The 15,861-nt window shown below is 50.6% G+C and carries 12 protein-coding genes; 7 read left to right on the forward strand and 5 right to left on the reverse strand.

Annotation, left to right across the window (positions count from 1 at the left end):
• The first annotated feature begins 111 nt into the window (after positions 1-111).
• A complete protein-coding gene (locus tag ACXAC3_RS14670; RefSeq protein ID WP_475161560.1) occupies positions 112-1,770 on the forward strand; it encodes a YecA family protein in 1,659 nt (552 codons plus the stop codon).
• Positions 1,771-1,958: 188 nt separating this feature from the next.
• Here ACXAC3_RS14670 and ACXAC3_RS14675 read toward each other — a convergent pair whose 3' ends face one another.
• The 4 genes from ACXAC3_RS14675 to ACXAC3_RS14690 all read right to left on the reverse strand — a co-directional run bounded on the left by ACXAC3_RS14675 (position 1,959) and on the right by ACXAC3_RS14690 (position 9,185).
• Entirely contained in the window at positions 1,959-3,569 is a 1,611-nt protein-coding gene (locus ACXAC3_RS14675) for an FAD-dependent oxidoreductase (RefSeq protein ID WP_475161562.1), read from the reverse strand.
• Positions 3,570-3,782: 213 nt separating this feature from the next.
• The gene (locus ACXAC3_RS14680; RefSeq protein ID WP_475161565.1) at positions 3,783-6,920 is read right to left on the reverse strand and encodes an efflux RND transporter permease subunit; all 3,138 of its coding nucleotides are present in this window, start codon (positions 6,918-6,920) and stop codon (positions 3,783-3,785) included.
• Between the two features lies 1 nt (position 6,921).
• On the reverse strand, positions 6,922-8,049 hold the full coding sequence (locus tag ACXAC3_RS14685) for an efflux RND transporter periplasmic adaptor subunit (RefSeq protein WP_475161568.1): 1,128 nt from the start codon (positions 8,047-8,049) through the stop codon (positions 6,922-6,924).
• A 524-nt stretch (positions 8,050-8,573) separates the two neighbouring features.
• Complete coding sequence (locus tag ACXAC3_RS14690) at positions 8,574-9,185, reverse strand: hypothetical protein (RefSeq protein WP_475161571.1); 612 nt, start codon at positions 9,183-9,185, stop codon at positions 8,574-8,576.
• A gap of 461 nt (positions 9,186-9,646) precedes the next feature.
• Here ACXAC3_RS14690 and ACXAC3_RS14695 point away from each other — a divergent pair, with 461 nt between their 5' ends.
• The 5 genes from ACXAC3_RS14695 to ACXAC3_RS14715 are packed head-to-tail and all read left to right on the forward strand — an operon-like array spanning position 9,647 to position 14,040.
• Positions 9,647-10,519 carry a helix-turn-helix domain-containing protein gene (locus tag ACXAC3_RS14695; protein ID WP_475161573.1) on the forward strand — a complete coding sequence of 291 codons (873 nt, stop codon included), beginning with the start codon at positions 9,647-9,649 and terminating at the stop codon, positions 10,517-10,519.
• A complete protein-coding gene (locus ACXAC3_RS14700; RefSeq protein WP_475161576.1) occupies positions 10,516-11,436 on the forward strand; it encodes a helix-turn-helix domain-containing protein in 921 nt (306 codons plus the stop codon). Before ACXAC3_RS14695 ends, ACXAC3_RS14700 begins: the two co-directional genes overlap by 4 nt.
• Positions 11,433-12,311, forward strand: a complete 879-nt coding sequence (locus ACXAC3_RS14705; protein WP_475161578.1) for a helix-turn-helix domain-containing protein — start codon at positions 11,433-11,435, stop codon at positions 12,309-12,311. Before ACXAC3_RS14700 ends, ACXAC3_RS14705 begins: the two co-directional genes overlap by 4 nt.
• On the forward strand, positions 12,308-13,177 hold the full coding sequence (locus ACXAC3_RS14710) for a helix-turn-helix transcriptional regulator (protein WP_475161581.1): 870 nt from the start codon (positions 12,308-12,310) through the stop codon (positions 13,175-13,177). Before ACXAC3_RS14705 ends, ACXAC3_RS14710 begins: the two co-directional genes overlap by 4 nt.
• Positions 13,174-14,040 carry a helix-turn-helix domain-containing protein gene (locus tag ACXAC3_RS14715; RefSeq protein WP_475161584.1) on the forward strand — a complete coding sequence of 289 codons (867 nt, stop codon included), beginning with the start codon at positions 13,174-13,176 and terminating at the stop codon, positions 14,038-14,040. Before ACXAC3_RS14710 ends, ACXAC3_RS14715 begins: the two co-directional genes overlap by 4 nt.
• Here ACXAC3_RS14715 and ACXAC3_RS14720 read toward each other — a convergent pair.
• Entirely contained in the window at positions 14,025-14,477 is a 453-nt protein-coding gene (locus ACXAC3_RS14720) for a ferritin-like domain-containing protein (RefSeq protein WP_475161585.1), read from the reverse strand. The two genes, ACXAC3_RS14715 and ACXAC3_RS14720, sit on opposite strands and share 16 nt — an antisense overlap.
• 416 nt (positions 14,478-14,893) lie before the next feature.
• Here ACXAC3_RS14720 and ACXAC3_RS14725 point away from each other — a divergent pair, with 416 nt between their 5' ends.
• The gene (locus tag ACXAC3_RS14725; RefSeq protein ID WP_475161588.1) at positions 14,894-15,793 is read left to right on the forward strand and encodes an alpha/beta fold hydrolase; all 900 of its coding nucleotides are present in this window, start codon (positions 14,894-14,896) and stop codon (positions 15,791-15,793) included.
• The last annotated feature ends 68 nt before the right edge of the window (positions 15,794-15,861 follow it).

Below are 15,861 nucleotides of genomic sequence, written 5' to 3' on the forward strand. Positions count from 1 at the left end.
AAACAGTTGAGCACGCTTTGCGAACGTATTGAGTGGAATCGACCGCGCATTTCATCTGCCTAGACTGCTAAATGCCATACCTTGCAACGGGTATTTGAGGGAAAGGTTGATTTGGCGAAAATCGGTAGAAATCAGCCATGCCCCTGCGGTAGCGGCAAAAAGTACAAGCACTGCCACGGTCGAATCCAAGTTGGTATGGCTCACTCAAACTCCTTTGATCCGTTCCGAGCAAAACTTGAAGAAATCGAAGCGGCTGACTTTCTGCGGCAAAAACAGCAGGGTTTGGGTCGGCCAATTGTCTCGAATGAGTTCAAGGGGCGTCGCATTGTGGGTGTCGGTAGTCGAATCTACCATTCCCCGACATGGAAGACGTTTCATGACTTTTTGCGCGAGTACATTTGGATGGTACTCGGAAAAGACTGGGCAAGAAGTCAACGGGATATACCAGAGGCTCAGCGCCATCAGATCATGCAATGGTATGATCAATCAATGCGTGAGTATCAACAACTCCCCACTGACGAAGATGGGCTTTTATCTGGTCCGATGACGGGAGCGCAACGAGCATTCCTGAACCTCTCGTATAACCTGTACTTGATAGCGCACCATTCTGACCCAGCAAAGTCAGACGAGATATTGAACAGCTTTGTCCGAAGACTCAAAAGCGCTAGGCAAGATGATTTTATCGGAAAACTGTTTGAAACGTACGCATCTGCCGCGCTTCTGAAGGCGGGTTTTGAGGTGGAATACGAAAACGAAAAAGACGGCACTTCCAGCCATGTAGAATTCGTAGCTACTCACCCATCAACCCAAAAGAAGTTTGCAGTTGAGGTGAAGGCAAGGAACAGGCTCATAGGCCTAGATGGGCCAGTCGACGAAGTTAGACGCTTGCGCGTCGCACAAAAGCTATCCAAGGCACTGCGTAAGTCGACAGATCACACGCGCTTGGTGTTTATCGAAGTGAATTTTCCTGATGCGAAGGTTCAAGGAGTAGAAGGCACTTGGATAGAGGCGGCATTGAACCAAATTAGGGAGGCCGAGCAGTTTAGAAACTCTGAGGGTCAGCTTTATCCCCCGGCGTACGTAATTGTCACAAATCATTCATTTCATAACAATCTAGAGGCTTCCGATGTCGGCTTACAAGCTGTGATGGATGGCTTTCGGGTTCCGGAACTCGGCTTGAACGCTCGTACAAACCGTTTCAAAGACTACTTGGAAGACTTGGAAAAGCATGCCGAGATGCTTCAACTTTTTGACTCGATAAAAGAGCACCAGAACATACCGATAACTTTTGATGGAGAGATCCCTGAGTTCGCGTTGGGCGACGACAGTGGATACGCCAGACTATTGATTGGGAAAGAATACATGGTCCCGAGTGCTGACGGAGAACTCGTATCCGGTGTATTGATTGATGCGGTAGTTCTTGAAGCTGAGCGAAAAGCAGAAGGCATTTATCGGCTGAGTGACGGTACAAACGCACTTATCTCTCATGAGTTGACCGACAAAGAAATCAGTGCTTGGCGTCAGCATCCTGAAACATTCTTTGGGCGAGTAAAGAAAGAACGTTCTCAACCACAAAACTGGTTGGAATTGGCCGAGTTTCTTTTCAAGTCGTATGAGAACACGGACAAAGAAAAGCTCCTAGAATGGATGGAGAACCACGAAGACATTGAAGCATTGCGAGGACTGGACCAAAGGGATTTAGCAATTCTGTATTGCGAAAGAGCTGCTTGGTCGATTTGGAGCAGATCAACAACCGTGGCCAAAGGCTAGCGAGCGCGGCGAAAGCCTGCTCTAGATTGTTCATTTCGGCCGTGTGACCTACCAGCTCCAGTACACTACGGCGCAGACTCTTTCATCAGATTCTCACGCGCCCTGACCAGAACTAAATCGGCTAATCGAATCCTCTTCCGAAGTCATGACATTGCCAGCAATAGTTAAGTGCCTACCAATTCATTCCTTCACCTATAGACATGCTCCCAAACTTGGGAAATTGCTGCTGAACCTTCTCCTACGGCTGAAGCCACTCGCTTTACCGAGCCTGACCGCACATCACCCACTGCAAAAAGCCCCGGGCAAGATGTCTGATAGCTTGAAGGCATGCCGGCCGCAGCTCCTGTTTTGACAAACCCATTCTCATCAAGTTGGCACGTTCGTTGTAGCCACCCCGTGTTTGGAGCGGCCCCCACCATAATAAAGGCGGCGCCGCACTCTAGGTGCCAATCCGAGCCATCGCAGTCAATGACAACACTGTTCATAGCATTGTCGCCGTTAAGCGCCTTAAGTCTGGAACGATAATGAATTGATATCGCCGGATCTGCCTCCAAACGGGACAGCAAGTATTCAGACATAGATGAAGAAAGGGTTTTCCCTCTGACGAGCACGTGGACGTGCTTAGCGGTTCTTGAGAGGTACATTGCAGCCTGCCCGGCTGAATTGCCGCCACCAACAACAACAACCTCGGATCCTTTGCAGTATCGGGCCTCCATTTCTGTTGCCGCATAGTAAATGCCCTGCCCCTCAAATGCCTCAAGGTTTTCCAAAGGAAGACGGCGGTATTGAACGCCTGTGGCAACTACGACGGCTCTCGCACAAATCTCCTTTCCGTTGTTGAGTTCGACACAAAAGGTGTTGTCTTCTCGCTGTGTTAGCTGAATTGCGCGTCTTGGTCGCATAAAGCGTGTACCAAACTTCATAGCTTGAATCTCACCGCGCCATACGAGGTCAGCGCCTGATATGCCGGTCGGAAACCCCATGTAGTTTTCGATGCGGCTTGAAGTGCCAGCCTGCCCTCCTACGGCCATGTCTTCGAGAAGCACGGCCGACAATCCTTCTGCCCCGGCGTACACTGCCGAAGCTACACCTGCGGGACCTCCTCCGACGATGAGAACATCCACTGTTTCGTTGCACTCAAAGACTTGTTCAAGCCCAAGCAGCCTTGCAACCTTGGCGGGCGTGGGATCTTGCACAACGCGATTTTGACCAAACACAACCGCAGGTCGGCAAGCATCCATTTTACATGATTTTGTAACGTCTTCGGCCTCAGAGGAATTCAGCTCAACCGGCCGGAATGGGATTTTGTTTCGGATCGCGAACTCTGCGACACTACGGACTTGCGGATCGTCGTCTATTCCAACCAGTTTTAGCGTGCTATCACCGTCTTCGATTTGCCTTCGGCGTCTTGCGGCAAAGACGCTGATAACGATGTCTGACATCTCCGGAATACGCGACATTGCATCCAACATCTTGGGGCGTGGGACAGAAATGACCGTTGTGTCTTCCCTCGCACGCAGAGGCAAAGTGTAAACACCACCGCTCAAAAACGCCACCTCCCCTATGAATTGAGTTGGTCCAAGCGACGCCGGTAGGTGCGCTTCCCTCGTGTAGGGATCAATCACTTCAACCCGCCCGTTTAGAATATACAAAAACGAGTTTATGGGATCCCCAGCTTCAGCGACCATTTGGCCCGCGGCGTAAACGATCTCATCCCCAAGCCCCCGTAACGCTTCCACATGACTCTCGTGAAGCGGCGTTCTTGTCATTTCTCGAAGATTGGCTGCTAGGCTTTCCATCTTTTGCATCCTTACTTCTGATCAAACGCATTGTATTATTTTCTTTTCAGATTTGGAGCGCGGACTTCACTGGTCAAAAACTAAAGGCTCTCTCCGAATCAGCTCGCATCTGGTCACGCCCTTTGCATGCAAACCAACGCGCGATTTATCCGCCTTTTTACCTGTGCCGATCAGAATGCTCCAAGAGAATGAGTACTTAAGGACCCCTCATGTCTACACGCGCTTGGCAGGAAAGATCGTCCTGACTGCAACATAGAATACCGGCGTAAAAAATAGTCCCAAAAGGGTTACACCGGACATGCCAAAGAACACCGTGGTCCCAAGCGCTTGCCGCATTTCCGAACCAGGACCTACGGCAACCATGAGAGGCAAAACACCTAGAATAAACGCAAAAGCGGTCATCAGGATCGGGCGCAGTCGCAGTCTGCTTGCTTCCACCGCGGCATCTACAGCTGACAACCCACGGTCTTCTTGTGCCTGCTTGGCGAATTCCACGATCAAGATAGCGTTTTTTGCGGCAAGCCCGACAAGAACGATCAGCCCAACCTGGGTGAGAATGTTGTTGTCTAGTCCTCGAAGCGCTACGCCCAGCATTGCGCCGAGTACAGCTAGCGGCACAATGAGTATGATAACGAGTGGAAGCGCCCAGCTTTCGTACAGCGCAGCAAGGAACAAAAAGGCAAAAAGCACAGAGAATGCAAATATATAAACAGCCGTGTTGCCTTGATTTCGTTCCTGTAGTGCCAGCTCAGTCCATTCATAGTCTAGCCCCGGGGGCATCACCGCCTCCGCCAAAGCCTCCATTTCGAGTAACGCTTGGCCCGTAGAGAAACCTGAAGCTGGCGACCCTTGAACTGGAACAGAAACCAGTTGGTTGTATCGCTGAACCAAAGCTGGTCCCGCGGTTTCTCTAACCGTGACCAGTGTACCAAGTGGCACCAAGTCACCCGTAGCAGAACGAACTCGAAGGCTACGGATATCGTCCTGAGTTAGCCGAAAGGGTTCGTCCGCCTGTGCCCGGACCTGAAACAGGCGGCCAAACGCATTGAAGTCATTCACGTAAGCCGACCCCAAATTGATCGAGAGTGCTTCAAAAATCTCGCCGATTGGGACGTTTAGCATTTGCGCACGAACGCGATCAATTTCGAGGTAAAGCTGCGGCGATCCGGAAGAAAAGGTAGTGAACACACCTTGTACTTTGTCAGACTGGCTGGCTCTTCCCATGATCGCGTAGGCTGATTGTAGCACTCGCGACATATCAGCGCTTTCCAATTCCTGGATCTGCAACTTAAACCCACCGCCGGTCCCGACGCCTCGGACTGATGGGGGCGCTATTGCGATGATGAAGGCTTCCCGCAAAGACTGCATTCGCCCAAACAACTGGCCAACGATAACTTCAGCGGACAGACCGGTTTCCATTCGACTTTCGAATAACTCAAACGGCGTAAAAATAACACCCTGATTGCTTGCGTTTGTAAAAGTCGCGCCTGAAAAACCCGCAAAGGCCACAGCATTTTTTACGCCTGGCGTTTCAAGCGCAATTTCGGTGGCTTGTTTGATTATTTCGTCCGTTCGATCCAGTGCAGCACCATCGGGTAACTGCACAACCACGATGGCGTAACCTTGATCCGCTTCGGGAATAAAACCAGTCGGGACTTTTGTCGTGATCCAATATGTCCCGCCTAATAGGCAGCCAAAAACGAAAATTGCGATGCCACGCATCCCAGATGAACCTGATAAGTACCGAACAGCACGAGCATAGGCGCTTGCCATCGTATCGAAGCCATTATTGAAGCCATTGACGAAGGGCCGTGTGACTGCTGCTAGAGGACTGCCTGAAACAGGCGAAGACTTTGGCCTCAGTATTGCAGCTGCCATCGCAGGCGAAAGGCTCAGCGAGTTGATTGTCGACAGGACCGTCGCCACCGAAATAGTCACCGCAAATTGGCGGTAGAACTGGCCGGTTATTCCAGGAACAAGAGCAGCGGGCACGAACACAGCAATAAGGACCAGCGTTGTCCCGATTATCGCATTCTGAACCTCATCCATAGTGCGCGCCGCGGCATCCCGCGGTGACATCCCGTCATGGATGTTTCGTTCAACGTTTTCGACCACAACAATCGCATCGTCTACCACAATCCCAATCGCCAAGATGAGCCCAAAAAGTGTGAGAAGGTTCAGAGAATACCCAAGCGCAAGCATTACCGCGAAGGTTCCAATGAGAGAGACTGGGATCGCTATCAAAGGAATAACTGCGGTGCGCCAATTTTGCAGGAAAACGACAATTACGACGACGACCAGCAATACTGCCTCAAACAAAGTTCGGTAGACTGCGTTTACCGAGGCCTCAATGAACTCTGTCGGGTTATAGATGACTTGGTATTCGAGCCCTGGCGGGAAGTCCTTCGATAGTTCTTCAACTTTAGCAAGGATTTCGTCGGCTGAAGCCAGTGCATTCGAACCAGGTCGCTGGAAGATGCCGAGTGCTACGGCGGGTTTATTGTTCAGGTAAGAGTTGGTGACGTAAGATCTTGCGCCAATTTCGACGCGCGCCACGTCTCGTACCCTTACAACGCGGCCATCTTCCGTTGATTTGACAATGACTCTTCCAAATTCTCGTGGACTCTCCAGCCGCCCTTGGGTTGTAAGTGTCACCTGAAACGCGTTTTCGGTCGCGTTAGGAGGTGCGCCGAGCGAGCCTCCGGACACTTGAACGTTTTGCTCGCGGAGAGCAGCTACGACGTCTCCAGATGTTAAACCCAGTGAACCAAGTCGATCCGGATCCAACCATACTCGCGCCGAAAACTCTCTTTCTCCAAAGATTAATAGATCGCCCACACCATCAAGGCGCACAAGTCGGTCCCGAACCCGAGACCGCGCGTAGTTTGAGACATAGAGCTGATCAAATGTCTCGTCCGGCGAAAGCATGTGAATCACCATCATGAGATCCGGTGATGACTTGTTGGTTGTCACGCCAAGCGATCTGACTTCCTGAGGTAAACGAGGCTCCGCAATAGCTACTCTGTTCTGAACGAGCACCTGGGCAGCATCGAGATTTGTGCCCAAGTCAAATGTAATCGTGAGCGACATCGTCCCATCAGCGGTGGAGTATGACGACATGTAGAGCATCCCCTCTACACCATTGATCTCTTGTTCGAGCGGCGTCGCTACAGTGGCGGCAATCGTCTCGGCATCAGCCCCTGGATAAGTTGCCCGAACGACTATCGAAGGAGGAGCGATCTCCGGATATTGCTCAACTGGAAGTTCGAAGTAAGCAATTAGCCCGACGATGGTGGTAACTACAGCAACCACTATCGCAAATATTGGACGAGTTACAAAGAAACGCCCCATATCAGTTACTTGCCGTAAGCGGCAGTTCAATCATTTCCGGGGTGACTACACTCCCCGGACGGGCGCGAACAAGACCTTCAATTACGAGTGTTTCTGATCCATCCAGGCCTTCGCGAACGACACGATACCCATCAATCCTTGGGCCAGGGCGAATCTCCTTTGGCGTAACGGTGCCTTCCTCGTCCACAGTCATCACAATTCGTCGGTTCTGATCGGCGGCGATGGCCTCGTCCGGTATCAAGATGCCTTCATATGGCAGTGAACCCGGAACATTAACTCGTCCAAATAGCCCTGGCGTCAAAAGCTCATCTGGGTTCGGTAGAACAGCCCGCACGCGCATTGTACCAGTTTCGTCATCGATACGATTTTCTGAAAAATCCAGGGTCCCTTCTTGGACCGGTATGCTTCTGTCACTAACCGTTACTTTGACTTGAAGGCCCGCTGCACCCTCTTGCAAAACGGAACCTCGTGCACGCGCGTCTCTCGCATATGCTAGAAAATACCGCTCATCGATATCGAAGTAAAAGTAGATTGGGTCAGTTGCGACTATCGAGGTCAACAGCGTGTCTTGCGCCGTTACTAGGTTTCCCGGGTCGATTAGGGCTTGGTCGATGCGTCCGGCCATCGGCGCGCGAATTTCCGAGTACTCAAGGTCTAGCTCGGCCAACTCCAAGGCTGCGCGCGCTTGTTCCAAGGCTCCTTGAGCCGCCAAAAACGCTTCTCTGCGTTGATCAACAACGCTTTCCGCGATGTTTCCATTTTTCACCAATGATTCAGCGCGCTCAAGTTGGTCAGTTGTAAACTCACTTGTTGCTTCAGCAATTTTGATCTGTGCTCGAGCCTGCCTCAACGCCGTTCGAAACTGTCGCTGATCAATTGTAAAGAGGATCTGCCCCTCCTCTACTATACTTCCATCCTTGAAATGAACTTCATCAAGAAAGCCAGATACACGAGCCCGTACGTCGACATCTGCCGCCGCTCCGAACCGACCGACAAATTCGTCATCTTCCACGATTGTCTTGACGACGGGATTGGCAACGGTCACCTGAGGAGGACCCTGTTGGGCCATAAGAAACTCGAAGCTCCCAACAAAAAAGACTGTGGCGACTAGGCAAATGCGAAAGTTCAAGATCATTCTCCATTTGTGGGCGGCACTCGTCCGAGGTTTTGATCGTGATTGCTTACTTTACACCGGTCTTTATCGAGTCACCCGGATTTTCGAAAATTGAGAAAAGAAGTATCGGGGAAACTTCTCTTTGGTACGTTTTGCGTGCCTGTTTTTTGATCATCTCCAGTGTCCAGCAGGTTTCCTGATGCTGATCAGGTAGAGAAAGTTGCATTCGGAATTGATGCAATCGGCGATGCCGCCTCCTTGCGTCGGAGGAATTGCCGAAGTTCAAGGACGCCTTAACCGCGAATGCTTATCAGGTCGTCCGTTTAATTTGACTAAATCCCCTCTTTCTAGCTCCAATTGTCTTTCATACGGTTCGCAGCTCAAAACATACAAAAAGGACGTTTGACGAAATTTTGCCTCCAAGTCCGTTTTTAAAAACAGGTATCCAGAATGAATTTCGAAGCGTCCGTTCATGAGAACACAGTCTGGAGCGTTCATACTGCACGACGACAAAGACTTTGCCCAACCTAAGATTGCCGTTAACGGTCATTCAGTTTCCGAAAAAGACTGGTTGCATGTGACATATCGGTGAAACACTGATCAAAGGCGCATTGGGTTTCTTTTATGTCCCCATACATCCTCGAAATCAGTATGAACCCAGCAAGTTCCAAGATATCGCTCGTTTGATCCGAGCTCAAACCAAGGTACTGACCGAAGGTAAAATACCCCAAGCGCTGATTTGTTTCGTCATCCAATATCGCCGAAAGCAACTCAAGCACCGCTGGAACACCTGGGTCCGGAATTAGGCACTTTGATGATACGGTAGGTTCGGCACCGTTAAATCCATCAGTCTCAGCGATCACATGACGAATGTTGGACCAGGATTGGCACTGCGAAAGGATGTCGATTTTGGAAAACAAAGCGTGTTGTTGTGCTGGCGTAAGCTGGTCGCTCCCAAACAGCTTCGACATTATAGTAGCCGACATTGGTTTAAGATCTGACAACGGAAGATGCTTTGACAGCTTGCCGCGCAATTCCGCATCAACACGAAAGACGTTTGGCCCCAAACACGAATGCTGGTGCGAACAAGCCCGACAACCCTCGTCGAAAGGGTCGTAAGCTTCCTCATTGATGTTGCGACCATCATCCACAGGCGTCTCCTAGGGCAACTTTGCCCGAAGCGTCGATCAACAAATGCGCTCCTAACTTGCTTGGGTTGCCGCGGTGAGTATTTCTGATTCTCGGTTTTTCAATTTTCTGCGCTTGTCAGCCCGTGTTTCCGAGACGTGCCGGCCTAGGTTTTTAGATAATCACATGACTAGGGACGCTCGATCTGGATGCGAAGCCGCTGAAAACACTGTGTCATCCGAGGAAATAGCAAGAATTTGGAATCAATGGGGCTCGAAAGCTGCACACCTAGAGTCAGGATAACATCACGGAGAATGTGCAACACCAACAACGCACCACGCGCACTGGACGCCTTTTTGTGCTATGGTCAAACGTCGGAGCAAGTGATGAAGAACACAAAGATCATGTGCAAGGCAATCGACAAGCCTTATCTGCCCTGTTCTGCGGTAGTTTCACCACTACGGCAATCACACAGGTGTGCGGTATGATGCGTCAGCCTGAACTCCGGCACGAAAGCGCGCTGAGCCGCGAGGCGGTTGCGCCCGCTATTGGAAAGCGGATAGCGCACTCTGGTCTCTCCATTGACCTCAATCCTGCCAAGACCTACGAAGTCAATTTCTCCTCTGAACGGGATGTCATTACACTGGCGCTTGGTCCTTCGTCTGGCGTCAAAGCTTTCGACAGCGATCAGTTGGACAAGTTCTCGTTCTGCCCAGGAGAGGCCAATTTTCATCCCGCTGGTTCGAGGGTATTTGCGCGAAGTGAGGCACAAGATGGAGAGTTGGTCTGTCTCATTCTGAATAGAGAACTTAGAACTTCTGTGTTTACAGACTTTGAACTGACTGATGAGAGCATTTCCGGAAGTTACGCAAATTTGAGTACACCAGAAGTTCTCAAACTGGCCGAACTTGGCCGACGACTGTTTCTGTCTGGTCGAGCAGATCATCGCCTTTCGGCCGAGTCCTATGTTACTCTTGTGCTCGCCGAGATCGCACGAGCGATGAAATCGCAACCAGCGTTGCCACCTCAAACTGGCGAATTGAGGCTGGATACAGTTAGGGAATACATAGAAGCGAACCTCTCAGAAAACCTCGGCCTGACGGAAATCGCGCTCGAAACAGGGCTAAGCACTTATCATTTTGCCCGCCTGTTCAAGGAAGAGATGGGGCTTTCTCCACATCAGTACGTGATGGAACGCCGGATTACACGGGCCCGCGAAATGCTGGCATTCAATGGATCGACGTTGGCAGATATCGCTTACGCTGTCGGCTTCTCATCTCAAGCGCATATGACAGATGTGTTCCGCAAACGACTGGGTGTTACCCCCGGCGCATATCGGAAGGAGGCGGCGAAATGACAAAAGCACTGTCAAATGACCAGGCCACCCCTCGTCCAATCAGCACACGTCCCGCAGCGTACGAAGGTATCGTATCAACTGGTCATTCAATGGATTTCGCGAGTGACATTCAGGCAAAAACATATCTCAAAATGTCTGTTTGGTCGGGCAAAATGGACGAGACTCCCGACGAATCTTGCCCTCACTTCATAACCCTGGCCAGGCACATATCTGGTGGGCGCGTCGAACGCATTGATCGACCCAACCAAATTGCGCATTTGGGTCAAATAACTCTCACACCCGGTTTAGAGCAATCAACTTGGCGTTCAGATGGCGAGATTTCCGTTCAACACTTTTACTTGGATCGCCGTGTTCTAAATTGGCTTGCCCATGATTTGGGAAGCACTTTGGATTTTGAGAAGGATCCGCCGCTCCTGGTCGGCCATACTCTTCCAACTATCTCAAACGTGCTGGACAATATTGCTTTGACGTTCGCATCTCAAAAGATTGACCCCCTTGTTTCAGATTCTTGGGGCATTGCACTTGCAGATCTGCTTATACGATCACTGAGTACGAGCAGTGTTTTACGCAATGACATAAACTCCAGGCGGTTAGGGCAGTCTGGCGTGCTTAGCCTTTGCGATTTCATTGAAGAGCATCTGGACTTTTCCTTGTCGCTTGATCAGCTTTCAAAACAAGCCAACTGTTCTCCTTATCACCTTGCGCGTTCATTCAAAGCCGCAACTGGTATGGCACCGCATCAGTACGTATTGGAACGCCGAGTAACACGAGCCCGCGAAATGCTTGCAAACAACGGCTATTCTTTGGCCGATATCGCATACGCTGTTGGTTTCTCATCGCAGGCGCACATGACGGACGTTTTCCGCAAGCGCCTTGGCGTAACGCCAGGCGCCTTTCGCAAGGAGGCGGCGAAATGAGCGAGGTATTGAAGCACGGAGATGCGCGCCAACAAAAGGAGAGCGCACCTAGGCTTGGGCCAAGTATCGACACTCAACGAATTGGCATGAGCCTCGTTCCTGAACAAAAATACGAAGTGCATTTTTGCGCTCCCCAGGATGTAATTTCTATCACACTGGGGTCTATCAAAGGTAGCAGGTCGTACAACTCCGACAAAATGCATGACATGAGCTTGGGGCCTGGGATGCTTACCTTCCACCCTGAAGGTTCCATATCTCACGTTCGGGGCGACAGCGTTCGTGGTGAATTCGTTACCATCGAAATCCCGAAGAGCCTTCGAACAAATCTCATTTATGAAAAAGGGTCTCACGATCACTTGTTGAACGATGATGTGTTTGAAGGGATCACTTCCGCAATTTCCGTCCCATTGGCCCAGAAAATTCGCCGTGCGGTTCTTTCGGGCGACGCAAATCAGTCCATCTTGGCTGAGAGCATAGCCGTTTTGGCAATGAGCGAAGTTGTCGACCGGGTTTCAGGCCGACAAGCGCGACCAGAGGCACCTACGGGCCTGTCACGCCCGACACTTGCAGAGATCACGGATTACATCGAGGCTCATCTATCAGACAACGTGTCACTAACAGAAATCGCAAACGAAGTAGGTCTGAGCCCATATCATCTTGCACGATGTTTTAAGAACGAGATGCGGATGTCCCCGCACCAATACATCCTAGAGAGGCGGGTCGTCCGCGCTCGAAACATGCTTGAGGCACAAAGCTCGTCACTCGCTGACATCGCATACGCGGTTGGATTCTCCTCGCAAGCGCATATGACCGATGTATTTCGCAAACGCTTGGGTGTAACGCCTGGCGCATATCGGAAAGAGACTGCGAAATGAGTGAAGTATTGCAACACGGCACTCGCCTAAATTCAGAAAACAGCTCTCCGGCACTTGACCGTTGTTGGGATTTTGGTGATCTCCGTCTGCATCTTATCCGGCCCAAAAAATTCGAAGTCAATTTTGTTGCAAATTTTGATACACTTACGCTTCCTCTCGGTCGCCTCGCGACCGAAGTCTCCTATGATAGCGATGTTGTTTCATCAGACGGTTCAGTTGCGGGAGAAATAAACTTCCACCCGAAAGGTTCTAAGACCTTTTGCCGTACAACGGACGGTGTTTGCGAGCTTGTCGCTATCGATATTGATCCAAACCTGCGACAAAGTCTTTTTTCGGACAGCAGATCTCCTTTTCCAGACGAAACTCGCGTAAGGCTGAGAGCTTCGAATACTGTGAAATTTGTGCATGCGCTGCGCCAACGTTTGATCTGCGGTGAACCAGTTCAACGTATTGTGGCGGAAGCCTTTGCAATCTTGGCCATGGATCAAGTTAAATTGGGTGTTCACGGCAATGAAGTCGTCAAAGCTCATCTACCAAGCTTGTCGTCTCAAAATCTCTCAAGTGTTTTGGATATTATTGAAGATGATCTCTCTCGCGATCTCAGTCTTTCTAGCCTAGCCTCAGAAGTCGGAGTGTCCGCGTACCATTTCTCTAGATGCTTCAGAGAATCCCTGGGATTGTCGCCACATCAATACGTACTCGAGCGTCGGATAACCCGAGCACGCGAGTTACTTGAGAACAGTTCGTCGCCGTTGGCCGACGTTGCATATGCCGTTGGCTTTTCCTCTCAAGCGCACATGACAGATGTATTTCGCAAACGGTTGGGTACGACACCCGGCGCATATCGAAAAGAGTTTAAGTCGTGAAAGATCAAGAAGATAACAACAGCCTGATTTCAAAGAGTGATTGCATTCCAACTCTTGGGAGTTGCTTCGAAACAGAAGCATGCCGCATTCAACTGGTTGAGGCTTGTGAGTTCGAAGTTCATTTTCAGGCTCCCCGCGACGTCATTGCCGTTCCCTTTCACAGCACAAGATGCGCAATAGCGCTCGACAGCGACAAGGCCCTGTCAACTGAACTCGCTGCGTCAGCAGCAAATTATCATCCCGCAGGTTCTAGAACATACTCCAGAACCGAAGTTGGAAAAACGACATTTCTCGCCATCGATTTCGAGCCCTACGTCCGAGAAAACCTTGAAGGTGAGTTGGATCAGAAAGCGCGTAACGAAAGCGGATTAAATATGGATAACCCAAACTTCCAACGGATATTGGAAGATGGTTTCAGTTTCTTCCGCAAAGGCGGGACACATGGTCGCTTGGCGATTGAAGCTCTGACGTTGAGGCTGCTCGTTCATACATTGGAAAGTTCGTCAACAGAACGTACCCAGCGCCGCGTTCAAAGGCTTACGGGTGCCAAACTTAAAAGCTTCCTGGATCTGATTGAAATGTGCCTCATCGACGATGTAAGCCTGACCGAGCTGTCGGATCTGATTGGTCTTACGCCGCTGGAGATGCTTTGGGCCTTTTTCAACGCGACTGGTACACCTCTACCAGAATACGTCCATGAACGGAGGCTGGCCCATGCTATGAAGATCTTGAAGGACGAAGAAACAAGCATAGCCAATATCGCTATGGACGTTGGATTTTCCTCCGCAGATGTGTTGGAAAGGGCTTTCCTGGCCCGACTGGGAACAACGCCTACGCAATTTCGAATTCAGTCGCTTTCCTGAGGTCGAAAAGCGCGGAGTTTGGATGCACACGCTCCGTGTTCGTCTATTGCCTGCAAGAGCAGGTCAACAGATTGTCGGTCATCGTAGCGTTCGAGTATCGAGACGACAAATTGGCAGTCGAAGACCATTTGTTCATGGTCTTTGGCCAACTGAGTAATCATTTCGGGAACAAGTAGGCGCTCGGTTTCTTCTATCGACGAAATCGCTGCGAGCTTGGAGTAGGCTCCTGGAACACTGCCGCCAACTTCGTTAATCCGGCGAGCAAACTCATCACACAAAGCATCTAAAATGTCATAATCGCTGTAGAAGAACTCGCGCGCTTTTGCGTTTGCACCTTCGCCAACAGACCAGGCAAAGAAACGTGCTTTGCAGCGTAGTACCAAAGTGCTCGCCAAGACGCGCACAAGCCCGTTTATCATTGTTTTATCAGCCTTCATAATGACTTACCCCAAATGCCTGCATGACTAAGATATAGGCCTGGAACAAGCACACAGATTTCAGATCTTAATGATTTCAAATTCTTGCGATTCAGCGTTTGGGCGTCGGCCATCTAAAGTGAATGAATTCTTAGCGCCCAGACCAAATGGGCCCACAAACCGGTTTTGAAATCGAATTTCAGTGGTGCGAGCGCCGTTTAGGCATCGTGACGCGCAATGGCTGACCGATAGCGCTGCGGCTCCTCCAATCGCTTGAGCCGTCGCGAGCGTTCACTGTTTCAAGCACGAATGTAGAATTTCTCGAATTCGGAATACCTCGCCGAATGCGTGAAGCATATTCGAGATCACAGGCTATTCGTTTCAAGCCAGTGGGTAGCCGCAGAAATCACAACACTGTTGCACAGGAGGGCGACCAAATGAACATTATCAACACTGAAGTGCATCCCGCATCTGAAGTCGGTGCAGACAAAAAGGTGACCTTCAGAGCACCGGCAGAGACGCAATTCATTGAAGCATCCGGAATAAAATTTGCTTACCGCCTCATGGGGCCTCCTGAAGGCGTTCCACTTCTTTTCTGCCAAAGATTCCGTGGGACCATGGATGAGTGGGATCCGGCCTTCCTGGAAGCTCTCGCCCCGAACCGCCGGCTGGTGATATTCGACAATATCGGTATTTCCAGCACATCCGGAACCGTGCCAACAGAGGCAAAGGATCAGGGTGACTATGCCGCTGCCTTCATCCGGGCAATGGGACTAGGAAAAGTCGACGTCATTGGATTCTCAATGGGTGGATATGTGTGCCAAATGCTTGCAATCAATCACCCTGACCTAATTCGGAAGGTGGTTCTGGTGGGTTCTTCCTGTCCTGGGTCTGCCGAAACGGAGCCACCAGAGGACATTTTCTTTAATACTGCCACAAGCACTCCCTGGAGCTTCGAGGACAAAGTCATTTTATTCTACGCAGACAGTCCTGATAGCCGAGCTCGTGGACGCCTGGCGGAAGATCGAATTGAATCGCAACAGCGTGTGGGTCAAGAACCCTTGGTGCCGGAAGCTCAGTGGCGAAACCTGTTGCAGATCATTCTGAACTACTCGGCGGACGATAGCCCCTGGTTTGCTCGCCTCAAAGACATCTCGCAGCCAACCTTGATCATGAATGGTGATCGCGACCCATGTTATCCGCTGCAAAACCAACTTTTGTTGCATCGGGAAATCCCTGACTCACGATTGGCAATTCTGCCTATGTCTGGCCACGGCCCACAACATCAGTTTCCGGTGGAATGTGCGACAATGATCGATGACTTCCTGTCCGCTTAACCTCCCTGCCTCAGCTTGCTGATCACAGTGACACGCTCCAGCTCTGTGACCTTACCGCCCAAAAGCTG

It is taken from the genome of Ruegeria sp. ABV4_181 (assembly GCF_056158465.1).

Bases quoted from the DNA above. Each gene is read 5' to 3' on its own strand.
- ACXAC3_RS14710 (WP_475161581.1), top strand. From the start codon at position 12,308: ATGAGTGAAGTATTGCAACACGGCACTCGCCTAAATTCAGAAAACAGC.
- ACXAC3_RS14695 (WP_475161573.1), top strand. From the start codon at position 9,647: ATGATGCGTCAGCCTGAACTCCGGCACGAAAGCGCGCTGAGCCGCGAG.
- ACXAC3_RS14675 (WP_475161562.1), bottom strand. From the start codon at position 3,569: ATGGAAAGCCTAGCAGCCAATCTTCGAGAAATGACAAGAACGCCGCTT.
- ACXAC3_RS14680 (WP_475161565.1), bottom strand. From the start codon at position 6,920: ATGGGGCGTTTCTTTGTAACTCGTCCAATATTTGCGATAGTGGTTGCT.
- ACXAC3_RS14700 (WP_475161576.1), top strand. From the start codon at position 10,516: ATGACAAAAGCACTGTCAAATGACCAGGCCACCCCTCGTCCAATCAGC.
- ACXAC3_RS14705 (WP_475161578.1), top strand. From the start codon at position 11,433: ATGAGCGAGGTATTGAAGCACGGAGATGCGCGCCAACAAAAGGAGAGC.
- ACXAC3_RS14725 (WP_475161588.1), top strand. From the start codon at position 14,894: ATGAACATTATCAACACTGAAGTGCATCCCGCATCTGAAGTCGGTGCA.
- ACXAC3_RS14720 (WP_475161585.1), bottom strand. From the start codon at position 14,477: ATGAAGGCTGATAAAACAATGATAAACGGGCTTGTGCGCGTCTTGGCG.